At 68.2% G+C, this 24488-nt stretch carries 17 protein-coding genes and 1 tRNA gene; 4 read left to right on the top strand and 14 right to left on the bottom strand.

Annotated features, from left to right (window positions below):
* Window positions 1–270: 270 nt before the first annotated feature.
* Complete coding sequence (locus tag BJ972_RS00670) at window positions 271–849, bottom strand: hypothetical protein (protein ID WP_129177154.1); 579 nt, start codon at window positions 847–849, stop codon at window positions 271–273.
* 228 nt (window positions 850–1077) lie between these two features.
* On the opposite strand from BJ972_RS00670, the gene BJ972_RS00665 reads away from it, so the two are divergent.
* Both BJ972_RS00665 and BJ972_RS00660 read left to right on the top strand, forming a co-directional pair.
* Window positions 1078–2274 carry an aminotransferase class I/II-fold pyridoxal phosphate-dependent enzyme gene (locus BJ972_RS00665; RefSeq protein WP_129177156.1) on the top strand — a complete coding sequence of 399 codons (1197 nt, stop codon included), beginning with the start codon at window positions 1078–1080 and terminating at the stop codon, window positions 2272–2274.
* On the top strand, window positions 2271–2411 hold the full coding sequence (locus BJ972_RS00660) for a hypothetical protein (RefSeq protein ID WP_164989997.1): 141 nt from the start codon (window positions 2271–2273) through the stop codon (window positions 2409–2411). The genes BJ972_RS00665 and BJ972_RS00660 overlap by 4 nt, the downstream gene beginning before the upstream one ends.
* A 10-nt stretch (window positions 2412–2421) precedes the next feature.
* Here BJ972_RS00660 and BJ972_RS00655 read toward each other — a convergent pair whose 3' ends face one another.
* The 6 genes from BJ972_RS00655 to BJ972_RS00630 all read right to left on the bottom strand — a co-directional run bounded on the left by BJ972_RS00655 (window position 2422) and on the right by BJ972_RS00630 (window position 13399).
* Window positions 2422–3237: a carbon-nitrogen hydrolase family protein gene (locus BJ972_RS00655; RefSeq protein WP_129177158.1), complete on the bottom strand. Its 816-nt coding sequence runs from the start codon at window positions 3235–3237 to the stop codon at window positions 2422–2424.
* A 102-nt stretch (window positions 3238–3339) separates the two neighbouring features.
* Window positions 3340–8601 (bottom strand): family 43 glycosylhydrolase, encoded by a 5262-nt coding sequence (locus BJ972_RS00650; RefSeq protein ID WP_129177239.1) that lies wholly within the window; start codon window positions 8599–8601, stop codon window positions 3340–3342.
* A 62-nt stretch (window positions 8602–8663) separates the two neighbouring features.
* Window positions 8664–9689: an ABC transporter permease subunit gene (locus BJ972_RS00645; RefSeq protein ID WP_129177160.1), complete on the bottom strand. Its 1026-nt coding sequence runs from the start codon at window positions 9687–9689 to the stop codon at window positions 8664–8666.
* Window positions 9686–10762 (bottom strand): ABC transporter permease, encoded by a 1077-nt coding sequence (locus BJ972_RS00640; protein WP_129177161.1) that lies wholly within the window; start codon window positions 10760–10762, stop codon window positions 9686–9688. Before BJ972_RS00640 ends, BJ972_RS00645 begins: the two co-directional genes overlap by 4 nt.
* Window positions 10759–12285, bottom strand: coding sequence for a sugar ABC transporter ATP-binding protein (locus BJ972_RS00635; protein ID WP_129177163.1), 1527 nt, complete (start codon window positions 12283–12285; stop codon window positions 10759–10761). Before BJ972_RS00635 ends, BJ972_RS00640 begins: the two co-directional genes overlap by 4 nt.
* Window positions 12286–12403: 118 nt before the next feature.
* Window positions 12404–13399, bottom strand: coding sequence for an ABC transporter substrate-binding protein (locus tag BJ972_RS00630; protein WP_129177165.1), 996 nt, complete (start codon window positions 13397–13399; stop codon window positions 12404–12406).
* Between the two features lie 439 nt (window positions 13400–13838).
* Between BJ972_RS00630 and BJ972_RS00625 the strand changes: the two genes are divergently transcribed.
* Together BJ972_RS00625 and BJ972_RS00620 are read left to right on the top strand one after the other, a co-directional pair.
* Window positions 13839–15365, top strand: a complete 1527-nt coding sequence (locus BJ972_RS00625) for a sugar ABC transporter ATP-binding protein (RefSeq protein WP_129177242.1) — start codon at window positions 13839–13841, stop codon at window positions 15363–15365.
* Between the two features lie 145 nt (window positions 15366–15510).
* Window positions 15511–16515 (top strand): LacI family DNA-binding transcriptional regulator, encoded by a 1005-nt coding sequence (locus BJ972_RS00620; protein WP_206736554.1) that lies wholly within the window; start codon window positions 15511–15513, stop codon window positions 16513–16515.
* 28 nt (window positions 16516–16543) lie between these two features.
* On the opposite strand, the gene BJ972_RS00615 is transcribed toward BJ972_RS00620, so the two are convergent.
* The 7 genes from BJ972_RS00615 to BJ972_RS00585 form a co-directional block, all read right to left on the bottom strand.
* Window positions 16544–18304 (bottom strand): PAS domain-containing sensor histidine kinase, encoded by a 1761-nt coding sequence (locus BJ972_RS00615; protein ID WP_129177169.1) that lies wholly within the window; start codon window positions 18302–18304, stop codon window positions 16544–16546.
* Entirely contained in the window at window positions 18301–18678 is a 378-nt protein-coding gene (locus BJ972_RS00610) for a response regulator (RefSeq protein WP_164989998.1), read from the bottom strand. The genes BJ972_RS00615 and BJ972_RS00610 overlap by 4 nt, the downstream gene beginning before the upstream one ends.
* The gene (locus BJ972_RS00605; RefSeq protein WP_129177173.1) at window positions 18675–19049 is read right to left on the bottom strand and encodes a response regulator transcription factor; all 375 of its coding nucleotides are present in this window, start codon (window positions 19047–19049) and stop codon (window positions 18675–18677) included. Before BJ972_RS00605 ends, BJ972_RS00610 begins: the two co-directional genes overlap by 4 nt.
* A gap of 225 nt (window positions 19050–19274) precedes the next feature.
* Window positions 19275–19348, bottom strand: a tRNA-Met gene (locus BJ972_RS00600).
* Window positions 19349–19405: 57 nt separating this feature from the next.
* Entirely contained in the window at window positions 19406–20269 is an 864-nt protein-coding gene (locus BJ972_RS00595) for a class I SAM-dependent methyltransferase (RefSeq protein WP_129177175.1), read from the bottom strand.
* Between the two features lie 3 nt (window positions 20270–20272).
* Complete coding sequence (locus BJ972_RS00590; protein ID WP_179419904.1) at window positions 20273–23206, bottom strand: UPF0182 family membrane protein; 2934 nt, start codon at window positions 23204–23206, stop codon at window positions 20273–20275.
* Window positions 23207–23298: 92 nt separating this feature from the next.
* Window positions 23299–24426 (bottom strand): YlbL family protein, encoded by a 1128-nt coding sequence (locus BJ972_RS00585; protein WP_129177177.1) that lies wholly within the window; start codon window positions 24424–24426, stop codon window positions 23299–23301.
* Window positions 24427–24488: the final 62 nt, after the last annotated feature.

The raw sequence follows: 24488 nt of genomic DNA, 5'->3' as shown, positions 1-24488 counted from the left end.
GCGGACACGGACCGAGGTCGTACCGGTACTCCCCCGAACACACATCGGAATCGCACGGATCTGGCTCGGACTCCCCGCCGCCGACGCTCGGCCCGCCGGTCGCGTCGTCGCCGTTACCTCCGCCCGCGTCTTGCCCTCCACCGAGAGTCACCTCATCGTCACCGATGCTAGATCCGCAGTCACCTGTCCGAATACCGGATGCACTGCAAGCAAGCGCGGCACTAGTAGCTGGGAGGACTAAGGCTGCGACGAATGCGAAAAGACCAATGCTCAGCAGGAGTCGGCGCCGTCCCAACGTTCACTCCCCCCAACGATGAGCCGATTGGAACCGGCTGTATCCGACTGAAAGTTGACGACGAGCGGCACTCGCGTGGGACGGTCTTTGGGAGTCTGGTCGCGGCCTTCCGAATCCAGAACTCGAGAGTCGCCGACGTCCGCGCAAAGGTAAATCTCGACGACCTCCATCAATATTGGGTCTGTGTAGCGGTCGAGCAAACGTGCCGAATCGAATGTCGTTGCGCCTGAGCCGCGGAAGCCCTGGAGCCGGAACGACTCGAACTCTTTTAGTAGCTGCTCTCCATATTGTTCGCTCACTAGGCGCAGAACACGTTTGGGGTCCTTCCCGCCTTCGTTGAAGATCACGTTGGAAGCGGCGTTGTACGCCTCGTAAGCCTCAATGGCCGCGGCGAGCGCGTCGGCGTCGGAGTCGAACACCGAATCGGGCGCGGGGGTCGCGGATGACGTGCGCGGCGGCGGCTCGGGCTCGGTCACGCAGGCACTGAGGCTCACGGCGACCGCGAGCGACAGGGCGGCGGCGATCCATCGCGACGTTCGGGGCGTGCGTTTCACGCTAAGACACCGCGAACGCGCAGAGACGGTTATCCACAGACATCCTTCGGCGCCGCTCGCGAGGCGATACGCGCCCGTGGACCGTTCCGGCGGAACTCCGCGCGACACACCGCCTATGGGCGCCCGTTCCGCGGCGAGTCACCGCGACATCCGCCGGAACGGTCACCGCGCCCACCCGTGCCCACCCACGTCCACCCGATAGCGTGAGGACACGAGGGAAGGACGACGATGACTCGACACGAGCCGTGGCAGCGCGCCGCTGACGGAGCCGGACTGCTCGCCCCCGACGGGTCGGTCGCACCGACGATCTTCGCCGAGATGAGCGCGATCGCGGTGCAGACCGGTGCTCTCAATCTCGGTCAGGGCTTCCCCGACGAGGACGGCCCCGCCGAGGTGCTCGAGGCCGCGCGGCACGCGATCGCGACGGGCGTGAACCAGTACCCGCCCGGCCTCGGCATGCCCGTGCTGCGCGAGGCGATCGCTCGGCACCAGAAGCGCTTCTACGGCCTCACCGTCGACCCGGCGACCCAGGTGCTCGTCACCGCGGGCGCGACGGAGGCCCTCGCCGCCACACTTCTGGCGCTCGTCGACCACGGCGACGAGGTCGTGACGTTCGAGCCGTTCTACGACGCGTACGGAGCGCTCACCGCCCTTGCTCGCGGCACCCTCCGCACGGTTCCGCTGCGCTTTCCCGACTTCACGCCCGACCACGACGCACTTCGCGCAGCCGTCGGGCCGCGCACCCGCGTCATCCTCGTCAACACCCCGCACAATCCGACCGGCGCCGTCTTCGACCGCGAGACGCTCGAGCTCATCGTCGAGCTCGCGCACCTGCACGACGCGATCATCGTGACCGACGAGGTCTACGAGCACCTGACGTTCGGGCAGACGCACATCCCGATCGCGAGCATCGCGGGCGGCTTCGAACGCACCGTCACGATCTCGTCGGGCGGCAAGACGTTCAGCACGACCGGTTGGAAGATCGGCTGGATCACCGCGCCCGCCTTCTACATCACGCGCATCCTCGCGGTGAAGCAGTACCTGACCTTCGTGAACGGTGCTCCCTTCCAGCCCGCCATCGCCGTCGGCCTCGACCTGCCCGGCGAACGCTTCGCCGAGATCAGCGCGACGCTCGAGTCGAAGCGCGACCTCCTCGTCGCCGGGCTCGAATCGGCCGGTTTCGCCGTCTCGATACCGGATGCCGGGTACTTCGTCGTCGCCGACGCCCGGGAGCTCGGGGTCACCGACGCCACGGACTTCTGCCGCGAGCTCCCCGCGCGTGCGGGCGTCGTCGGCATCCCGCTGACCGCGTTCGTACGCGCGGAGGCCCGGCCGGAGTACTCGACGCTCGTGCGGTTCGCCTTCTGCAAGCGACGCGACGTGCTGGATGACGCGGTCACGCGTCTCGCGAAACTGGGCGTGTGAGCGCGAGCGAACCGACGGGGCTCGAGCTCGCGCGCCTCTACGTGCTCGGCCTCGACGACGTGATGTCGCGCGATCACGATTGTGGTCTGCGGCTCAGCCTCTTCGTTCCCGCCGACGCCGTGACGGCCGTCGGCTGAGCTCCGAGCGCTACCGCGGGACGACGGCAAAGCGACGAAGCGCGAGGGCGGGATTGACGACGCGCACCGCATCGATACGTTCGCGCGAGACCCACGCGAGGGCGACGTCCTCGGTCTCGCCGAGCGCCGCGAGTTCCACGCCCATGGGGTCGACGATGAGGCTCGTGCCGACGCCGATCGGCGGAGTGTGGTCGGCCGCGGCGACGAAGATGGTGTTCTCGAGCGCTCGCGCTGTGACGAGCGTGCGCCAGTGGTGTTCCTTGAGCGGGCCGCGCACCCACTCCGCGGGGATGCACACGACGTCCGCGCCCGCGTCGACGAGACGGCGGGTGACCTCGGGGAAGCGCACGTCGTAGCACGTCTGCAGTCCGATGCGGAGCCCGTCGACGTCGAACGTCTCGGGCTCGTCGATGTCGCCCGGCAGCACCCACTCCGACTCCTTCTGGCCGAACGCGTCGTAGAGGTGGAGCTTGCGGTACGTCGCGACGACACCGCGCTCGGGTGCGATCGCGACGAGGGTGTTCGAGACCCGCTCGCCGTCGGCCTTCTCGACGAAGCCCGCGACGAGGTGCACGCCGATCTCGTCGGCGAGGCTCGAGAGCGCCGTGACGAAGGGCCCGTCGAGGCTCTCGGCGTGCTCGAGCCACAGCGGGCCGGGCTCGGGCGTGAACCGGCTCGAGTACTCGGGGAAGACGACGAGTGACGCGCCGCGCTCGGCGGCCCGGCGCGCGAGGGCGCCGATCGTGCTGAGGTTCTCGTCGCGGTCGGCCGTCGGCGCGAACTGCGCGACAGCGATGGCCAGTGCGCGTGCCGTGTCATCCGTCATCCGCCCAGCCTAGGGGCGGGCCGCACCGAACGGGGCTCGAACGACGACGGCCCCTCCCTCCGCGATCAGTTCGCGGAGGGAGGGGCCGTTCGTGTCTCCCTGCTAGGCGCGCGTCTCCGTCGATCCCCGACGACGGCGACGCAGCACGAGGAACGCTCCGGCGAGCAGCAGGATGCCGGCCGCCGTCACGAACCCTCCGATCGCGATACCCGTGTTCGCGAGGGGATCTCCGGGACCACCCGAGCCCGGCGCGGCCGGGGCGGCCACGACCGTGACGTCGACCTCGGCGGTGATGCCCGAGTCGGCGCCCGCGGCGCGCAGCGTGTGCTCGCCCGCCGCGACGGATGCCGGTACGAGGAGCGTCGCCGTGAACGAGCCCGAGGCGTCCGTCTGGACTCCGCCGAGGTGCGTCGGCGTCGAGAAGAGCGTGAACTCGACCCGCTCGTCGGCGCCGAACCCGCTGCCGCGGACGGTGAACGACTCGCCCGCCGTGAGGGTCGTCGACTCGAGCTCGAGCGTGCCCACGGTGCCGTCGGCGGCGATCGTCACGACCACGGAGCGCGCGGTCTCGACGTTGCCGGCAAGGTCGGTCGAGCGGTACGACACGACCGTCGCGCCGACCTCGGTGAACTCGAGCCCGTCGGTCGGGAATACCGCCCACTCGCCGTCGCCGAGACGGTACTCGACCGTCGCGACTCCCGACGTGGCATCCGTCGCCGTCGCGGTGACCGTCACCGGCTCGTCCGCCGACCCGAGGCCGTCCTCGGGGCTCAGCGCGATCGTCGAGACCGGGGCGATCGCGTCGATGCGCACGGTCGCGCTGCCGCGGGTGCCCTCGACGGCGTCGCCGCCTCGCGTCGCACGGTACTCGACGAGCGTCGAGCCGTCCTCACTCAGGGTGACGGGCTCGCCGTACGCGACCCACTCCCCCTCGTCGAGGCGGTACTCGGCGGCATCGTCGTCGCCGCCCGTGAGGGTGAGCGAGACCGTGACCGGTCCGTTCCGCCAGCCCGCGGCGTTCTCGGCCGGGCCGTCGATGGTGATCGCGACCGTCGGGTCGACGTCGCCCTCGGCGGGGAGGACCGGTCCGACCGCTGCACTGTCGGTCGCGTCGCTCCAGAGCGGCTTCGACGCGGAGACCTCGACCGAGATCGTCGCGCCGACATCGGCCGCGGTGAGCGCGTAGGTGCTCGCCGTCGCGCCCTCGATGACCGAGTCGTCGCGCGACCAGACGAAGCCGGTCGCCTCCCACGGCTCGGACGCCGCCGCGGTGAGCGTCTCGCCCTCGCGAGCGGTACCCGAGATCGATGCGGCGAGCGGTTCGTCGTCGACGATCGCCTGCGGCGACACGCTCTCGAGCGTCGGGGTCACGGGGTTCATGAGTCCCGTCTGCTCGTTGAACGTCACACGGTCGATCGTCGATTCGCGGTGCTGGCCGTCGCCGCCGGGGATCGCGAAACGGTGGTACGCGATGTACCAGTCATCCGTTCCCGGCACGTTGAGGATCGAGCTGTGCCCCGTCGCGAGGATGCCGAGCGAGGTGTCCTTCTCGAGGATCACGCCGCGGTAGGTCCACGGTCCGTCGACGCTCGTCGACGTCGCGTAGCCGACACGGTAGTTCGTCGAGCCGGTGTCGTCGATCGAGTAGGTCAGGTGGTACAGACCGTCGCGGTAGTTGAGGAACAGTCCCTCGCGGAAATCGGTCAGACCGTTGATCCGGCGCAGGGTGTCCTGCTTGATCGACCGCATGTCGTCGGAGAGCTCCGCATAGACGGGCGATCCATTGCCCCAGAACAGGTAGTGCTTGCCCGTCTTCGGGTCGACGAAGGTCGCGGGGTCGATGGCCTGACCCGACGTCACCGACTCGTTGTTGAGGATCATCGCGGTCGGGTCGGCCGTGAACGGTCCTTCCGGGTGGTCGGCGACGGCGACGCCGATCGTCTTCCTGTCGTAGGTCGGGTTGTGACCGCTGAAGTAGAAGTAGTACTTCCCGTCCTTCTCGGCGATCGTCGGAGCCCACGCGTTGCCCGTCGCCCACGGCACGTTGCCGTTGGAGCCGTCGAGGGTGAGGAACGGCTCGGCCGCGCGCTCCCAGTCGACGAGGTTCTTCGACGACCAGACGTAGAAGTCCTTGCCGCCCCATCCGGGGTAGCCGTCGGACGTCGCGTAGACGTAGTACGTGTCACCGTAGGCGACGATGTTCGGGTCGGCGTAGAGACCCGGGATCGACGGGCTGCCCATGACGACGGCGCGGAGCGTCCAGACGACGGGGTCGCCGGTCGCGGACGCGAGGCTCACCTCGACGGGAGCGCTCAGATCGCGCGTCGTGCCCGATGCCGGGGTCGCCGTGACGGCCGACGACGTCGTGTAGACGGGCGTGAGAGCGGTCAGGTCGGTGCCGCGCTCGACGGGGAAGACGATCTCGCGGGTCGAGGCGTCGACGATCGGAGCCGTCTTCAGCACGTCCTCGGCGAGCGACACGTCGGCGAGCGCCTGCGTGTTGCCCGACGACTCGAGCACCTCGGCCGAGGAGAGCGCGCGGTTGAAGATCGCGAACTCACGGAACTGACCACGGAACCGGTTGTCGGCGTCGTAGTTCGAGCGGCCGAGATAATTGGCCGTCGTCGTGCCGCCGCCGATGTCGCCGGGGTTCGTCGTCACGGTGCTCGTCGCCACGGCCACACCATCGAGGTAGATGGTCGCCGTCGTGCCCTCGAGCGTGTACGTGAGGTGCGCCCAGCGGCCACGAGCGAGGTTCGAGCCCTGCGAGACGGTCTGCTCCGTCGTCCAGTTGCCCGTCGCGAGGCTCGTGCGGTACGCATTGCCCGTCGTGAACAGGTAGCCGTTACCGGCTCCCGACACCGTGTTGCCGAGACCGTAGATGAAGTACGCACCGGTCTGGGCCGAATCGATCCAGACATCCGCCTCGATCGTGATGTCGTCGAGCCCCGCGAGCAGGTTGTCGGGGAGGTCGACGTAGCCGGTCGCGCCGTCGAGACGGAGCGCGCCGTCCTGCCACGTCGCGCCGCCGACGATCGCGCCGTCCTGGCCGTTGCCCGAGACGTCGGCGACGGTCGAGCCCGAGCCGCCGTCGAACGAGTAGCGCAGCAGTTCGCCGGCCTCGTTGACCGGGGCGGGCTGCGGGCCGGTCGGCTCGTTCTCGACGAGCGCCTCGAGCTCGGCGGCGGTCACCGGGATGACGGTGCCGTGGCGCGGGCTCGCGGGCAGGTCGTAGTTCGCCGAGACCGTCCAGTCGGGGTTCTCGATGTCCTCCGTCTCGAGCGGGATGTAGCCGCGTCCGCCGTACTCGTCGACGAAGAGGTAGAACTTCTCGCCGTTGACGTCGCCGGGGTTCGCCGGGAAGACCGTCGGGCCCTCGACGGCGCTCGTGCCGGCATCCCGACCGATGCAGCTCGTCACCATCGACCACGAGTCGAGGGCCGCGCGCAGGTCGGTCGACTTCTCCTGGATGATGTCGCTGCAGCCCGTGCCGCCCGCTCCCTCGTCCTTCGTGAAGCGGTGGTAGGTGCCGTCGACCTCGAGGACGGTCGAGTCGATGCGCGAGAGGCCCTGGTCCTGCCAGATCTCGGGCTCGGTGAAGGTGACGAAGTCACGCGTCGTGACGTACATCATGCGGTGGTACGAGTTGCCCACGTGACCGGGGTCGTCGTCGGCGTAGAGCGAGGAGGCCCAGAACACGACGTAGGCGCCGATCGACTCGTCGTAGTACGCCTCGGGCGCCCACGTGTTGCCGGCGTTGTCGGGCGCGACCTTGAGGTGGCGCTGCTCCGACCAGTTCACGAGGTCGTGCGATTCCCACACCTCGATGTAGTGGCTGCCCTGACGCACGGATTCGCCCCACGAGGTGCCGCCGCCGATCGAGAGGTCGGTCGCGATGAGGTAGAACGTGTCGCCCTCGGGAGAGCGGATGAGGAACGGGTCGCGGAGGCCCTTCGTGCCCTCGGTCGAACGGAGGGTCGGCTGACCGCCGTTGAGCTCCCGCCACTGGAGGGCGTTGTTGCCCTCGCTCGCCGCGAAGTAGATGTTCTCGCCCTCGAGCGAGTTACCGGTGAAGTAGGCGAAGGCGTAGCCCTCGTACTCGGTGTCCTCGACCGCGGCACGCACGGTCGCGGTGAAGTCGCGGGTCGTCTCGGCGGCGTTCTTCGTGAGGCGCGCGGTGACGATGACCTCGGTGTCGACGGCCGGGCGCGTGACGACGCCGTCGCTCGCGATGATGCCCGGCTCGGAGGTCTTCCACTCGATGCCCATGCCCTCGGGCGCACCGGGCAGCGTGATGTTCCCGCGCACGTCGTCGAGGCCGTTGACGACGAGCTCCGCGGCTGCCGCTTCGACGTCGGACTGGTCGTCACGGAGCGCCGGGACGGTCACCGTGAACGGCTTCGAGTCGCTCGCCGCGCCGCGCGTGATCGTCGCGGTCAGCGTGACGACGGCGTCGCCCGAACCCGCGGCCGGTCGCGTGACCGCGCCCGAGTTCGAGACGACGGCGGGAGTGTCGGACGACCACGTGATGGCCGAGCCGTTGACGCCCGTCGCCGGGAGCGAGAGGTTCGCGGTGACGGCCGACAGGTCGCCGAGGCCGAGCGCTGCGGCGTCACGGGCGGCCCGCGTCGCATCGCTCGGGTGCAGCGCCGCGACGGCGGTCGCGTCGAGGGCCGAGTCGTAGATGCGGAAGTCACGGACGCTGCCCGAGAGGTACCGGTCCGTCGCGTAGTTCGAGCGACCGATGTAGTTCGAGGTCGTCGTACCGCCGCCGAGCGCACCCGGCCTGATCGTCACGCCGGTCTTCGTCGCGACGACGGCGCCGTCGAGGTAGATCGTCGCCGTGTCGGTCGCGTCGTCGAGCGTGTAGGTGAGCGTCTTCCAGACACCCCGCTCGACGTTCGCGCCCGACGTGAGCGACTGCTCGCCGCTCCAGTTGCCCGTCGTGATGGCGGCCTTGTAGGCGTTGCCCGTCACGAACAGGTAACCGGTGCCCGAACCGCTCGTCGCGGGGTTGCCGAGACCGAAGATGAAGTACGGCGTCGCCTGCGTCGGCCTGATGAGCACCTCGGTGCTCACCGTGATGGAGTCGAGCCCCGAGAGGATGTCGTTCGGCAGCGTGACATGGCCGTTGACGCCGTCGAGAGCGACGCCCTCGCTGCCGGCGAGCGTGACGCCGCCGACGTAGGCGCCGTCATGGCCGTTGCCCGAGGAGTCGACGGCGGTCGTGCCGCTCGACTCGTCGAGCGCATAGTGCAGGACCAGTCCGTCGTCGGCGGCGACGGCGGGCATCGCGCCGACGAGCGGGATCGTCAGTGACATCGCCAGTGCGGCGACCACCGTTCTGACAGGGGTGGGCTTCATGGCGCGATTCCTCCGGGGTTCGGCTTCGTTGTCGAGCGAGGGGGTGAAACGTGAGGGGGTGATCAGGTCTTGCGTTTGCGTGAGACGACGAGTCGCTGCAGGAGAACGAAGACGAGCAGGATGCCGCCGGTGATGATCGTCGTCGCCTCCGGCGGGATGCTGCCGTCGCGCGTGATGAGCACGTTCATGAGTCCGAGCACGAGCGCGCCGACGACCGAGCCGAGCACGAAGCCCGCGCCTCCCGTGAGGAGCGTGCCGCCGATGATGACCGCCGCGATCGCGTCGAGCTCCCACCCGACGCCCGTGATGTTCTGGGCGATGCCGAGCTTCGAGGTGTAGACGACGGCCGCGAGTCCGGCGAGCGTGCCGCTGATGATGTAGATCGCGAGTTTCGTGCGGACGACGGGCAGACCCATGAGGAGGGCCGACTGCTCGGAGCCGCCGATCGCGTAGACCGTGCGTCCGAGTCGCGTGCGGTGCAGCACGAAGAAGGCGATGATGACGACGAGCACCGCGATGAGCACGTTCGGCGTGACGACGAGGTCGTTGATCTTCGGCCCGTCGATGATCTTCCACTCGGTCGAGAGGGAGCGGATGGGCGAGTCGTCGTCGAGACGCTCGGGCGTCGTGCTGAGGATCGACGCGAGACCGCGGGCGAGGAACATCATCGCGAGCGTCGCGATGAACGGTTGCACGTTGAAGTACTGGATGAGGATGCCCGAGGCCAGACCGAACACCGATCCGATGAGGATCATGAGCACGATGACGACGAGCGGGTTCCAGCCGGCGTTGGCGAGCATGACGCCCACGAGACTCGAGATCGCGATGACGGCGCCGACCGAGAGGTCGATTCCGCCGGTGAGGATGACGAAGGTCAGACCCACCGCGAGGATGATGAGGTACGCGTTGTTGATGAAGAGGTTCGAGATCGTGCTGAACTGCACGATGCGGCCGTACGCCACCTCGCCGTAGATGATCATGGCGACGAAGATCACCATGGCCGCGAGGGTGGGAAGCGTCTCGAGCTTCGGTCGGAATCGCGACACGAGCGAGCGCTCGGTCGGTCGTTCGATGAGCGTGGAGGTCATGCCGACACCGCTCCCTTCGTCGTCCGGGTGGTACTGGATCGTCGTTGACTGAAGAACGCCCGCACCCTCTGCGACTGCAGGAGACAGACGATGACGATGACGACGGCCTTGAAGGCGGGCGTCGCCGACGACGGGATCGAGAGGTACACGATCGTCTTGTCGAGCGTCGCGATGAGGAGCGCGCCGATGACGCTTCCCGTGAGCGAGAACTTGCCTCCCGCGAGCGACGTGCCGCCGATGACGACGGCGAGGATGGCGTCCATCTCGGCGGTCATGCCGGTCTTCGCGACCTCGACCGTCATGACGCTCGCCGTCGCGAAGATGCCCGCGACACCCGCGAGCACGGCGCTCACGATGTAGACGGAGATGAGGATGCCGATGGGGCGGATGCCGGCCATACGGGCGGCCTTCGGGTTGATGCCGATCGCCTCGATCATGAGGCCGAGCGCCGTGCGGCGGACGAGGACGGCGATGATCGCGACGATCGCCGCGGCGATGATGAAGACGACGGGGAAGCCGAGGATCGTGCCGTTCGCGATCCAGCGGAACGCGTCGTTGGTCGCTGACGTGTTCTGACCGGCCGTGATGACCTTCGCGAGTCCGCGCCCCGCGAGCATCATGACGAGCGTCGTGATGAAGGGCTGGAGGCCGACGACCGAGACGAGGATTCCGTTGACGGTTCCGAGCAGCGCGCTGATGCCGAGCGCGAGCGCCCCGGCGAGCACGGCCGATCCGAGATCGTTCGATCCCGAGCTCTGCATGAACTCCATCGAGACGGCGCCCGAGACGGCCATGACCGAGCCGACCGAGAGGTCGATGCCGCGGGTGGCGATGACGAGCGTCATCCCCACGGCGATCATCATGACGGGTGCGCTCGCGCGCAGGATGTCGATGACGTTGCCCGAGAGGTCGCCCGTCGCCGGGTTGACCGAGACGGCGAGGTAGGCCGGGTTCTTCGTGAGATTGATGATGAGGAGCAGCGCGAGCGCCACGATCGCCCAGATGTAGGGCTGGTGCACGAGAGCGGAGACGGCTCTCGCCGCCGCGGAGCGCTCGGTCGGTGCGGCGTTCATTCGCTGGTCCCTTCTGCGGCGATGACGTCGACGACGGTCTCCGCGGTGATGTCCGGTCCGTTCATGATCTCGCCGATCTTGCGGTGATCCTTCAGCACGACGATCCTCTCGCTGAGCCGGACGACCTCTTCGAGCTCGGAGGAGATGAAGACGACGGCCATGCCGTCCTCCGCGAGCGTCGCGATCGTCTCCTGGATCTCGGCCTTCGCGCCGATGTCGATGCCGCGTGTGGGCTCGTCGAGGATGAGCAGTTCGGGGTTCGTCGCGAGCCAGCGCCCGAGGAGCACCTTCTGCTGGTTTCCGCCCGAGAGGTTCTTGATGGGGCGCTCGGGGTCGGCCGGGCGCACGTTGAGTTCGGTGAGGTACTTGGCGCAGAGCGCCGACTGCTCGCGTCGCGACAGGGGGCGGGCCCAGCCCCGCCGCGCCTGCACGGCGAGGATGAGGTTCTCGCGCACGGTGAGGTCTCCGATGATGCCCTCGTCGCGGCGGTTCTCGGTCGAGAAGGCGATCTTGCGGGCGAGGCCGGCGACGGGGGTGTGCACGTCGCTGCGCTTGCCGCCGATCGTGACCTCGCCGGAGTCGGGGCGGTCGGCGCCGTACATGAGGCGGCCGAGCTCGGTGCGGCCCGAGCCGAGGAGGCCGGCGAGACCGACGACCTCGCCGGGGTGCACCTCGATGTCGACGGGCTCGATGGAGCCCTTGCGGCCGAGGTTCGTCGCGCTGTAGAAGGCGGCGCTGCTCGAGTGGTCGGCGCGGCCGCGGTTCGATCCGAGCGAGGCGAGCGCGTCGAAGTCCTTGCCGATCATCTTCGAGATGAGCTGTGCGCGCGTGAGGTCGGCGGTGAGGTACTCCCCCACGAACTCGCCGTTGCGGAGCACGGTGAGCCGGTCGCTGATCGCGTAGACCTGGTCGAGGAAGTGGGAGACGAAGAGGATCGCGACACCCTGGTCGCGCAGGTGACGGATGACGGTGAAGAGGCCCTCGACCTCGTGGGCGTCGAGGCTCGAGGTGGGCTCGTCGAGGATGAGCACCTTCGAGTCGGAGACCATCGCGCGGCTGATGGCGACGAGCTGCTGCAGCGCGAGCGAGATGCTCGAGAGCTGCTGCTGCGGGTCGAGCGCACCGAGGCCGAGCTTCACGAGGGCGTCGTGCGCAGCCTCGTGGGTCTTCCGCCAGTTGATGCCGAAGGGGCCACGGACCTCGTGGCCGAGCATGACGTTCTCACCGATGGTGAGGTTGTCGCAGAGATTGACCTCCTGGTACACGGTCGAGATGCCGGCGTTCTGCGCCTCGGCCGTTCCGGAGAAGTTGATCGGGGAGCCCGACACGCTGATCGTGCCCGAGTCGATCGAGTAGACGCCGGTGAGGGCCTTGATGAGCGTCGACTTTCCGGCGCCGTTCTCCCCCATGAGAGTGTGGACCTCGCCGGGGAACAGGCGGAAGTTCACGTCTTGGAGTGCTTTGACCCCGGGGAATTCGATCGAGATGTCCTCCATCTCGACGATCGGCGCTGTCGCTGCCATGGCTGCCTCATCGTCCTGCCGGTACCGGCGTCGTCGGGCCGCGCGGCCGGGCCGCGCGTTCCACGCGCCCGTTCCCGGGGGTGTCGCCCCGGGAACGGACACGTGTGGTGGAAAGGAACTAGAACTTGCGGTCGGGGAGCGCGGTCTGCGCTGCCTCGGGCGAGTCGAAGGTCGTGGACGCCACGACGATGCTCGACTCGACCGTGTCGCCCGCAAGGGCCTTGTTGACGACCGAGACCGCGTCTTCACCGAAGAGCGGGTTGTACTCGGCGACGAAGCTCAGGCGACCGGCGGCGAGCGCCTCGAGGGCGGCCTTCGTTCCGTCGATCGTGATGATCTTCACGTCGGTGCCGGGCTTGAGGCCCGCCTCTTCGACGGCGAGCGCGGCGCCGAGCCCCATCTCGTCGTTCTGTGCGAAGACGAGCTGGATGTCGTTGTTGTTCGCCTTGAGGATCGTCTCGAAGACGCTCTTCGCCTCTTCCGTCGACCAGTTCGCGGACTGGCTCTCGACCTTGGTGAAGTTGTCGGCGATCGATGCGTCCCAGCCCTTGTTGCGGTCGTTGACGACCGAGAGTCCGGGAGGTCCTTCGAGGACGACGTACTTGGCGCCGTCGGGGAACTGCTCGTTCGCCCACTCGGCGGCCGACGTGCTGATGCCGACGTTGTCGGGTGCGATACGGCTCGTGTAGAGGCTCGTGTCGTCCGGCTCGATGCCGCGGTCGAGGAGCACGACGGGGATCTCGGCCTCCTGAGCACGCTTGAGCACGTCCTCCCAGCCAGTGGCCTCGGTCGCCGAGAGCAGGATCGCGTCGACGCCCTCGTCGATGAACGACGTGAACGCGGTGATCTGCGAGTTCTGGTCGCCGTTCGTGGCGGGGGCGTACTTGAGCGTGAAGCCGTTCTCGGTCGAGAAGGCGTCCTGGATGTTCTGCTCGTTGGCGGTGCGCCATCCGCCCTCGGGGCCGACCGCGACGAAGCCGACGGTGACGAGGCCTTCGCCGTCGCCTCCGCCCGCGTCACCCGAGTCGCCCGACGAGCATGCGGTGATTCCGAGTGCCATGGCTCCGGCGAGTGCGATACCCGCAATCGACCGGAAGCGTGCTGACCTAGCCATTGATCTCCTCCTTGAGCTCTGCCGCGACGCGTGGTCCGGCAGCGTGAATGCGTCCAACTGGACGGGGTTCGGTGCATGACAGGTGTGATCGCTAACAACTCGCCGTGGCGTGAACCCTCAATCAACTCTGAGAGGAGCCTCGGACCGAATTGTTAGCCTTCACATTTCCGTCAGACGCGACGATAATGGTGCCCACACCGGTTGTCAAGAGCGTGTCGGCGGCGACTCCCGCTGATCGGTCTCCCCCGCGGCGCACCGGGCGGGGAGCGGCCCTACCGGTCGCGACGAGCCGACTACGCTGGTTGCCATCGGAAGATGTGAACCCTAACATTCTCACGGACAAGGAGGTTCGTCGAGTGGATGAGAGCCACGGCATGACGCCCCCGCGCCCCGCGCAGCGGCGGAGCATCGGGTGAGCGCCGCGCGACCCCTCGTGTCGATGACGGGGATCGGAGTCGAGTTCCCCGGAGTCGTCGCGCTCGACGGAGTCGACTTCCGGATGTTCCCCGGCGAGGTCCACTCGCTCATGGGAGAGAACGGCGCCGGCAAGTCGACGCTCATCAAGGCGCTCACAGGCGTGCACCGCATCGACCACGGCACGATCGAGATCGACGGCACCGCCGTCGACTTCCACACGCCGTCGGACGCCCAGGACGCCGGAATCTCGACCGTCTACCAGGAGGTCAACCTCCTCCCGAACCTCACCGTCGCCGAGAACGTCATGCTCGGCCGAGAGGCGCGACACCGCTTCACGGGGATCGACTGGAAGGAGACCCGCCGCCTCGCCGCCGAGAGCCTCGCCGCCCTCGGACTCGACATCGATCCCGCATCGTCGCTCGGCGACCACTCCCCCGCCGTCCAGCAGCTCGTCGCCATCGCCCGCGCGACGGCGGTCAACGCCCGCGTGCTCATCCTCGACGAGCCCACGTCGAGCCTCGACAACGACGAGGTCACCGAGCTCTTTCGCGCGATCACACGCCTCAAGAAGGCCGGCGTCGCGATCCTCTTCATCTCGCATTTCCTCGACCAGGTCTACGAGATCTCCGATCGCCTGACCGTGCTCCGCGACGGCCGCCTCGTCGGCGAGTACCTGACCGATGAGCTCCTGCGGATCGACCTCGTGCAGAAGATGGTCGGCAACAAGCTCTCGATGCTCGACGAGCTGCACGCGCACACGGAAGAGAGCGGCCTCGAGGACGACCTCGGCGACGAGACGCCACTCGTGCAGGCGATCGGCCTGAGTCGCGCGGGCGGCATCGAACCCTTCGACCTCTCGGTCTACGAGGGTGAGATCGTGGGCATCGCGGGCCTCCTCGGTTCGGGTCGCACGGAGCTCGCACGCCTCATCGCCGGCACCGACACCCCCGACTCGGGGTCACTCCTCATCGACGGCATCCGTCGCCGCCTCGGCAGCCCCCACGGCGCGCTCAAGAACCGCATCGCCTATGCGTCCGAGGACCGCCGAACGGAAGGGATCATCGGCGACCTGAGCGTGCGGGAGAACATCACCCTGGCGCTGCAGGCCGACCTCGGCTGGTTCCGGCCGATCCCCCGCCGGAGGCAGGACGAGCTCGCCGCGAGCTACATCCAGGCGATGAACATCCGGCCGACCGACCCCGAGACGCTCGTACGGAACCTCTCGGGCGGCAACCAGCAGAAGGTCCTGCTCTCGCGCTGGCTCGCGACGGCCCCGCGACTCATCGTGCTCGACGAGCCGACACGCGGCATCGACATCGGTGCGAAGGCCGAGATCCAGAAGCTCGTCTCCGACCTCGCCGAGAACGGGCTCGCGGTGATCTTCATCTCGGCCGAGCTCGAGGAGGTGCTGCGCATCAGCAACCGCGTCGCGATCCTCCGGGAACGCGTCAAGGTCGGCGATATCGCCAACCACGACCTCACGGTCGACCGGCTCCTCGCCGTCATCGCCGGAGTCGACGATGCGCCCGATCGGGGGGATGCCCTCTGACGCGGCGGGCCGTGCGCGTGAAACACCATAGAGCGCTCCCTCGACTACAGTTCGATTCGATGCACGATTCGGCACCGGGGGCCGCTCGACGCGCGGTGACCGTCGTCGGCGACGTATGTGGCGGATCGCCGAACGAGGGGACACCGTGACCGAGGAGACGCCGCGTCAGTCGACGATCTTCGATGTCGCGCGCCTCGCCGGCGTCTCGCACCAGACCGTCTCGCGGGTGCTCAACAACCTGCCGAACGTGCGCCCGTCGACGCGGCAGCGCGTCGAAGACGCGATCAAGAAGCTCCGCTACGTGCCCTCACCGGCCGCTCGCGCGCTCGTCACGCGCCGTTCGCGCACGATCGGGCTCATCGCGACCGGCGGGCCGGAGTTCGGACCGTCGACGACGCTCCTCTACTTCAACGCCGCCGCCCGCCACGCCTCGTGGTCGGTGTTCACGGCGAACATGATCGACAGCGAGCCCAACTCGATCCGCACGGCGATCGGGGCGTTCCTCCGCCAGAACGTCGAGGGCATCGCCGTCATCACGGCTCACCAGGGCACCGTCGACATCGTCGCCGGCATGGAGCTCACGATCCCCCTCGTGGCCCTCGAAGCGACATCCCGCCCCGGAATCACGACCGTGGGAGCCGACCAGTACGCGGGAGCCCGCCGCGCCGTCGCCCACCTCGCCGAACTCGGCCACCGCGACATCGCCCACCTCGCCGGCCCGAGCGATTCGGTCGATTCGCGCGAACGCTCCCGGGGCTGGCGCGACGAGCTGTCGGAGCGCGGCCTCTCGGGTCAGATCATCGGCGACGGCGACTGGACCCCGTCGTCGGGCTACCGCTTCGGCGCCGAGTGCGACCTCGACCGCCTCACCGCGGTGTTCGTCTCGAACGACCAGATGTCGGTCGGCCTCATCCACGCGCTCACGGAACGCGGCCGCACGGTTCCCGGCGACGTGAGCATCGTCGGCTTCGACGACATCCCCGAGTCGGCCTACCTCGCGCCGCCCCTCACGACGATGCGTCAGGACTTCCAGCAGATCGGCGAGGGCATGCTCGCCGCCCTCCTCGCGCGCATCAACGGCGAGAGCCCGACGATCGCACCCTCGATCCCCCAGCTCATCGAGCGGGCGTCGACGAGGCGCATCGGCTGAGACCGGCGACGGATGCCGGTGGGCGACGTCACACGCCGGCGACGGCCTCCGGTGCGGGTTCGTCCGACGCCACGGGCAGGCGGATCTCGAACGTCGTGCCCTCGCCCTCGATGCTCGAGGCTCCGAGCGTGCCGCGGTGAGCCGCGACGATGGCCTTCGTGATGTTGAGGCCGAGACCGACGCCCTGCACGGCCTGACGCGTCGAGGTCGTCGACCGGAAGAAACGCGTGAAGAGCTTGTCCATCTCGTCGGCGGGGATGCCCATGCCGGTGTCGACGATCTCGACGACGATCTCCGAGTGCTCGCGTACCGCGCGGATCGTCACGGAGCCGCCGGCCGGGGTGAACTTGATCGCATTCGAGAGCAGGTTGTCGTACGCCTGGCCGAGGCGCGTCGCATCGCCGTGGACGTCGAGATCGGAATCGTCGATCTCGACGTGGACGGCGATGTTCGAGCGCTGCGCGACGGGAACGGCGGACTCCGCCGAGGCGGTGACGATCGCGCCGACATCCACGGTCGTCAGTTCGAGGGGGAACTTGCCCGCCTCGACCTGCGCGGCAAAGAGCAGGTCGCCGACGAGGTCGAGCAGGCGGTGGGCGTTCCGCTCCGCGACGCCGAGGTAGTGGAGCTGCTCGTCGGTGAGCGGGGCCTCATCGTCGCGGACGAGCTCGATGTAGCCGAGGATCGAGCTGAGCGGCGTGCGCAGCTCGTGCGAGATCATGCCGACGAACTCGTCCTTGAGGCGCGCGACCTCGTTCGCCTGGGTGATGTCGGCCGCGATGAAGATGTGACCGACCTGCGTGCCGTCGCCCGAGCGACGCGGTGAGCACGAGATGTGGACGGGCACGACGACGCCGTCGACGGTGACGAGTCCGAGCTCCGACGTCGACCCGCCCGATCGCTCGGTGGCCTCGACGAAGCGCGTGAAGATCGTCTCCGAGTCCTGCTCGTCAGGACAATCGGTGAGGCCGTGCGCCGCGAGCAGTCGCTCTCGGTCGATGAAGTCGACGAGCGAGCGCGTGCCCTCCGTCGACTCGGCGACGGGCCCGAGCATCGCCGCTGCTCCCGGGCCCCACGCGACGATGCCGCCGCTCAGGTCGGTCACGATGACGGCTTCGTGGATCGCCGCCGCCCAGACGCTCTTGTTGAAGTCCTCTGACGCCCGCAGCCGCTCTTGCGTTCGGCGCAGCACTCCCGCACTCTTCTCGCTCTCGAGCAGGCGCCGTGACCGCTCCTCGGCGAGCTGGCGCATCGCGGCGAGCTGCACGCGCGCCCGGTGGGCGAGCTCGTTGATGACGGCGGCCACGACGAGATAGACGATCGGTGCGAAGTACCCGCGGATGACCTGACCGTCGTACCACGACGCCTCACCGACGAAATAGGGCAGGAGGAGCGCCGCATTCGTCGCGAGCGCCGCGATCCAGATGTAGCGGCGGCCCTCCTCGGCCGCGATCCAGACGACGGGCAGGATGATGAGCGCGCCGAACATCGACGTCGCACCGCCCGTGCCTGTGCGGAAGAGGCCGAAGCCGAGCATCGTGCCGAGGGGGATGACGAGCACCCAGGTCGACGCGATGCGATCCCACGGCACGAGGTAGGCCACGACACCGAGCACGAGCACGAGCGCGACACCCGACCACGCGTAGAACGGCGCACTGATGCGCGCGGACGGCACGACGAGGATCGCGAGGAGCGACAGCAGGATCCCGAGGACGGAAGCGAGCTGACGGATGCCTGGCTTGTTCGAGTCGAACGTGACGACCCGGCTCAGCCAGTCGGACGGGCTCACTCGTCCGCAACGATCGATTTCAGGCGTTCGACGAGGACGCGAAGGCTGAACGGCTTCATAACGTAATCATCTGCGCCAGCGGCGACGCCGGCAGCCTGGGAGGTGGCATCGACGCTCGCCGAGACCATGAGCACGCGAGGGCGGCCGTCGTCTCGTGCGGAGCGGAGCTCACGAGCGACGTCGACACCGTTCATCTCGGGCATCGCGACGTCGAGGAGCATGAGGTCGGGATCGTTCGCGAGCGCCGAGGCGAGGGCGCTCGCTCCGTCGCCGTGGGAACTGACGATCTCGAGTCCCGCCTTGCGGGCTGCGATCTCGAGGAGCCCGCGGATGTCGGGATCGTCGTCGGCGATGATGACACGCGCCGCGGTCACGAGGCCTCCCCTTCTCGCCGGGTGGCGAGGGTCGACACGAGGCGCTTCACTTCGGCTCCCGTGAATGGTTTGGGAAGGACGCCGTCGGCCTTCGGGTAGTCGGACTGGTCGAGGACGGAGGCGATGACGATGTCGGTCGTCGGCGACAGCTCACGGATGCGTTCGGCGATGGCCCAGCCGTCGACGCCGGGGAAGAGGAGGTCGATGACGGCGATATCGAACCGTTCGGCGCGGACGAGCCGCTCGGCCTCGAACGAGTCGACAGCAGTGCTGACGTCGCACCCCGCTCGTGCGAACTGCGTCCGCAGCAGCTCTCGCTGGTCGTCGCTGTCGTCGACCACGACGACCTGTAACGCTCTGTCACCGCTCATCTGGCAACGCTCCCCGATCCTGCCGGGCTGCACACGTAGGGGTGCGCTCTCGTGCCCGTCTACGAAGAGTACCGCGCCGCCGAACACCGAACGGTGTTCGGGTGCCTCCAGAACGGGGTGTGCGCCTCGGACAGACGGCACCGAACGGGCCGGTTATACGCCGAAGGCCGGTAGCGAATGTCTTCGCTACCGGCCTTCTCGACTCGATCTCAGATCGAGCTTTTGTTGCGGGGACAGGATTTGAACCTGCGACCTCTGGGTTATGAGCCCAGCGAGCTACCGAACTGCTCCACCCCGCGGCACAAGAGATAACACTAGCACGGGTTTCGAGGGCCGTCCAATCGGCGCGGAAGCGGCTAGCTTTCGGGTGCGGTCGCGGTGAGCGAGAGGGAGAGCGGAAGCCACTTCTCGGCCGGCCATCCCCACATTCCGTTCGCCTGGGGCTCGGTCGCGGGGAAGATGCGCCACGGAACCTCGTAGTGCTCGTCGAGGCGCTCGATGCGGAGGCCCGCGGCGGTGATCGCCCCGAAGATCTCGCCGACCGGGTGCATCCACTCGAACGTCCGCGAGTTCGCGAGCGCCGCATCGGCGTCGGCGTAGTCGGACGGGTCGTCGACGACGTCGGGCTCGGTGTTTCCGTACGGGTACGCGAAGACCGGCAGGCCGCCGGGGCCGGCGTCGCCGTCGAAGACGTACGAGCTCGGATGCCCGTCGGCGAAGTAGAACACTCCCCCGGGCTTCAGGTACCAGGCGACGATGCGCGCCCACTCGGCGACATCCGGAAGCCAGCCGATCGTGCCCCACGTCGTGAAGACGACGTCGAACGATTCCGGCTCGGGCAGCAGGTGCCGCGCGTCGTAGATGTTGCCCTCGATGAAGCGTGCGCGATCGGCGACGCCGAGCTCGGTGGCGAGCCGCCGGGCCTCGGTCACCGCGGGTCGCGAGAAGTCGAGGCCGACGACGGTCGCGCCCGCGTGCACGAGCGAGAGCGAGTCGGCGCCGAAGTGGCACTGGAGGTGCAGGATGCGGAGCCCCGCGAGACCGTCGGGGAACCGCTCGGCGAGCTCGCGAGTCACGAGCGGGTCGAGCACGCTGCCCCCTCGCCGCAACGGCTCCTGATCGTAGAAGTCCGTTGCGGCGAGGTGCACGGGTACCCGTTCGTCCCAATTGGCGCGATTGGCGTCGAGCCACTCGCCGCCGCTCAGTTCGACGGATGCCACGAGCTATCCCGTGATGGAGAGCATCTGAGCGACGAGCTCGGCGAGCTTCGCGTCGGCGACACCGTAGGCGGCGAAGTCGCCGTCCTGCAGTGCGGCCTGCTTGTCCTTGAGGGCCTGGTTGGCCTGGTTCAAGAGCGAGCGCAGCTCGGCGTTGTCGGTCGCGGTGTCGGTCGGCGGAACCACCGGGGTGTCTCCGCTGTCGTCGTCGGTGTCGCCCGGCTCGGCCGGAGCGTCATCGGGAGAGCCATCTCCCTCTTGGCCGACCGGGAGCTCTCCGTCACCCGCACTCGCACCCGAGTCTCCACCGAAGAGCGCGTCGAGCGCCGCATCGAGGGTGTCCTCGAAGGCGAGCTGGTCGCCGAAGGCGACGAGCACCTTCTGGAGCAGCGGGTAGCTCGTGTCACCCGAGGACTTCACGTAGACGGGCTGCACGTAGAGGAGACCGCCACCGACGGGAACCGTCAGCAGGTTTCCGTTGATGACCTCCGACTGTCCCTGCTTCAGGATGTTGAGCTGCGCCGAGACACTCGGGTCGGAGTTGAACACGTTCTGCACCTGACCGGGGCCGGGCACCGTGGGTGCCTGGGGCAGGGTCAGCAGGCGCAGAGTGCCGTAGCCCTCGGCCCTCGTGCCGTCTTCCGAACCGGCATCCGCGTCGACGGCGAGGTAGCCCTTCAGGACGTTACGGCTCTGAGCACCGCTCGCGTCGGGGATGAAGGTCGAGTACAGGGAGTAGCTCGGCACGTCCTGGCCGGGCATCTGCATCGTGAGGTAGTACGGCGGCTGGAGGATGTTGCTCGCCGACGGCTGGGTCGGGTCCTTCGGCGTCGTCCAGGCGTCGTCACGCGAGTAGAAGGAGCCCGCCTCGGTCACGTGGTACGTGCCGAGCACCGTGCGCTGCATCTTGAACAGGTCGGCCGGGTAGCGGACGTGACTCATGAGGTCGCCCGACATCTCGCTCATGGGCTTGAGCGTCGACGGGAAGATCTTCTGCCAGCTGGCGAGGATCGGCTCGTCTTCGTCCCACGCGTAGAGCGTGACCGAACCGTCGTACGCGTCGACGGTGGCCTTGACCGAGTTGCGGATGTAGTTGACCTCGTCGAAGGCGAGCGTCGGCGACAGGTTCTGCGAGTCGGCGATCGCGTCGCTCATGCTGAGCTTCTTCGAGTACGGGAAGGCGTCGCTCGTCGTGTAGCCGTCGATGATCCAGACGATCTTGCCGTCCACCACCGAGGGGTAGGGGTCGGTGTCGAGCGTCAGGTACGGGGCGACCTTCTGCACACGCTGGAGCGGGTCACGGTCGTAGAGGATCTGCGAGTCGTTCGTCACCTGGTCGGAGAGGAAGATCTGCTCCGACTGGAACTTGAGCGCGTAGATGAGCTTCTTGAAGACGTTGTCGAGCTTCGGGCCGCCGTCGCCGTCGAAGGTGTTGTAGACCTGCTCGTTGTCGTCGCCGCCGGCCGGGTAGTCGAGCTCGATCGGGTTGCCGCCCTCGGGGGCGCCGACGATCGAGTACTGCGGCGAGGTCTCACCGAAGTAGATGCGCGGCTCGAAGTCGCCGAGCACACCGGTCGAGGGGATGCCCGACTGGATGAACACGGGGTTGCCGTCGACCGATCGCTGGTTGCCCGCCGCCGCGACGAGGCCGTAGCCGTGCGTGTAGACGAGGTGCGAGTTGTACCAGGTCTCACCGCCGCCGAGTCCGGCGAGGTTCAGGTCGCGCACGGCGACCACGGTGTCCTGGGTCTTGCCGTCGACCTGGTAGCGGTCGACGTTCAGCTGCTCGGGGAACTGGTAGTACTGACGGAACTGCTCGAGCTGCTCGAAGGCCGGCCCGATCTGCGCCGGGTCCATGAGACGGATGTTGGCAGTCGTCTCGGCGTCTTCACGGAGCGCGCCCGGCTCGGCGTCGGTCGACGCCGTGTAGGGGATCTCTTCGAGGTCGGCGATGCCGTAGGCCTCTCGCGTGCTGTCGATCGCGTTCTGGATGTAGGGCGCCTCGAGCGTGCGCTCGCTCGGGTCGACCTGGAAGCGCTGCACGACCCACGGGTAGAGCGAGCCGATGAGGAGGCTCGAGATGACGAGGAGCGCCGTTCCGATGAGCGGGAGCCGCCAGCGGCCGATGATCGCGGTCACGAAGAAGAGGACGGCGACGACGGCGGCGATCGCGGCGAGGATCGCACGACCCGGGATCACGGCGTTCGCGTCGGTGTAGATCGCACCCGTGATGAGGTCGTTCGACTCGGTGAGCGTCGCGTACTGGTCGAGCCAGATGCTGACCGCCTGCAGGAGCAGGTAGATGCCCGCCATGATGGCGATCTGGATGCGCGCCGACTTCGAGATGACGACCTCACGGCCGTTCACCCGGATCGCGCCGTAGAGGTAGTTCGTCGCGATGACGAGCAGGGTGGCGATGAAGAACACGGCCGACGCGAAGCCGACGACGGACCGGTAGAACGGCAGCTCGAACATGAAGAACGAGATGTCGAAGCCGAAGATCGGGTCGGTGTCGCCGTAGGGCGTGCGGTTCAGCCAGAGCAGCGGCATCTGCCAGCGCGCCTGCGCCGAGACGCCGGCGAAGATGCCGAGGAGGATCGGGACGCCGTACATCGCGAGGCGACGGAGCGGCTCGAAGACCTCCTGGTAGCGGTCGAGCTGCGAGTTGAGCTTCGCGTAGACCGGCCGAGAGCGGTAGGCGATCTGCACGGCCGCCCAGACGGGCAGGGCCATGGCGACGAAGCCGATGAGGAAGAGCACGCCTCGCGCGATCCACTCGGTCGTGAGCACACTCACGAACCCGACCTGGTCGTACCAGAGGATGTCGGCGTAGAGCCCCGCGAAGATGAAGAAGCCCACCACCAAAGCGGCAACGATGCCGATCGTGATTGCGATCGGCGCGCGAGAGCGCCGTGGACTTTGTTCGGTTTGAGCGGTCACACTCGTCCTCTGCCTCGGGGGAACGGGTCAGTTGTCCATCCTAGGCGGGCCCCACTGAGAGGTTCCCGTCAGTTCGCCCGCGGCAGAACGGGTCAGCCCGTCGTGCACTCGGCGAACTCCGCGGCATCCGCGCCCTCGCCGATCTGCTCGACCACGCCGCGCGCTTCGTCGAGGGTCTCGACGGGGATCACGCGGAGACCGACGGGAATATGTCCGACGACCTCGTTGCAGTTGGATGCCGGTGCGAGCATCCACGCCGCGCCGGCGTCTCGTGCGCCGTACATCTTCTGACGGATTCCGCCGATGCCGCCGACGACTCCCGACGAATCGATCGTGCCCGTCCCCGCGATGGACTCGCCGCCCGTGAGGGCACCCGGAGTGAGCTTGTCGATGATGCCGAGCGAGAACATCATGCCCGCGCTCGGGCCGCCGACGTTGTTCAGCTGGATCTCGACGTCGATGGGGAACTCGTAGTCCATCGCGACGCCGACACCGAGGATCCAGGCGCCGCCGGAGCTCTGGACGGGCTCGACCGAGACATCCGTCGTCGTCCCTCCGCGCAGGATCGTGACGTCGACGGGGGCGCCCTCCGACAGTTGCACGGCCGCGCGGAGCTGGCCCACGTCGAGGGTGGGCTCGCCGTTGACGGACGTCACGATGTCGCCCTGCTCGAAGACCCCCTCCGCGGGAGACCCCTCGGCGACACTCTGCACGACGACGTCGCGCTCGACGTCGTAGTCGAGCTCGACGAGGGCCGCCGCGATGGCGTCGAGCTGGGAGTCGAGCATCGCCGCCTGGTTCTGGGCGTCGCGCTCCTCGCGCGTGACGTTGCTCGGGAAGACCTGCTCGATGGGGATGACGGCCTTCGACGAGTCCACCCAGGCGAGGGCGACGTCGGCCCACGTGGGGCGCCGCTCGGGGGTGCCGACGATCGAGACGGTGAGGAGGTCGAGGGTTCCCTCGGTGTCGAAGGTCTCCTCGTCCGGGATGGAGATGAGAGGCACCTCCTCGTCGTCGCTCGTCGTGGTCGTGCCGAGGGTGTTGTAGACCGGGCCGGGCTGCTCGATGACGTAGGGCGACGGCGCGAACGCGAAGACGCCGATGATGGCGATCGCGACGAGCACGAGGATCCAGCCGAGTCCGCGTCGACGCTGCTCGCGACGTGTCTCGGGGTCGTCGTCGATCGCGGGCTCTCCCAGCGATCCCTCGAACAGGGCCATGTGCGTCCTCTCGCCTCGGCGTCGGCACGGTCTGTTCGCGATGAGCGGAAGGTCTCGCGCCC

Origin of the sequence: Agromyces atrinae (assembly GCF_013407835.1) — a bacterium.
GTDB classification, from domain to species: Bacteria; Actinomycetota; Actinomycetes; order Actinomycetales; family Microbacteriaceae; genus Agromyces; species Agromyces atrinae.
This window is presented reverse-complemented; position numbering and strand designations above follow the sequence as displayed.

Excerpts from the sequence above, each read along its gene's own strand:
- BJ972_RS00630 (WP_129177165.1), bottom strand. The coding sequence starts at position 13,399 with ATGGCTAGGTCAGCACGCTTCCGGTCGATTGCGGGTATCGCACTCGCC.
- BJ972_RS00655 (WP_129177158.1), bottom strand. The coding sequence starts at position 3,237 with ATGACGGATGACACGGCACGCGCACTGGCCATCGCTGTCGCGCAGTTC.
- BJ972_RS00645 (WP_129177160.1), bottom strand. The coding sequence starts at position 9,689 with ATGACCTCCACGCTCATCGAACGACCGACCGAGCGCTCGCTCGTGTCG.
- BJ972_RS00625 (WP_129177242.1), top strand. The coding sequence starts at position 13,839 with ATGACGGGGATCGGAGTCGAGTTCCCCGGAGTCGTCGCGCTCGACGGA.
- BJ972_RS00635 (WP_129177163.1), bottom strand. The coding sequence starts at position 12,285 with ATGGCAGCGACAGCGCCGATCGTCGAGATGGAGGACATCTCGATCGAA.
- BJ972_RS00665 (WP_129177156.1), top strand. The coding sequence starts at position 1,078 with ATGACTCGACACGAGCCGTGGCAGCGCGCCGCTGACGGAGCCGGACTG.
- BJ972_RS00585 (WP_129177177.1), bottom strand. The coding sequence starts at position 24,426 with ATGGCCCTGTTCGAGGGATCGCTGGGAGAGCCCGCGATCGACGACGAC.
- BJ972_RS00640 (WP_129177161.1), bottom strand. The coding sequence starts at position 10,762 with ATGAACGCCGCACCGACCGAGCGCTCCGCGGCGGCGAGAGCCGTCTCC.
- BJ972_RS00650 (WP_129177239.1), bottom strand. The coding sequence starts at position 8,601 with ATGAAGCCCACCCCTGTCAGAACGGTGGTCGCCGCACTGGCGATGTCA.
- BJ972_RS00605 (WP_129177173.1), bottom strand. The coding sequence starts at position 19,049 with ATGAGCGGTGACAGAGCGTTACAGGTCGTCGTGGTCGACGACAGCGAC.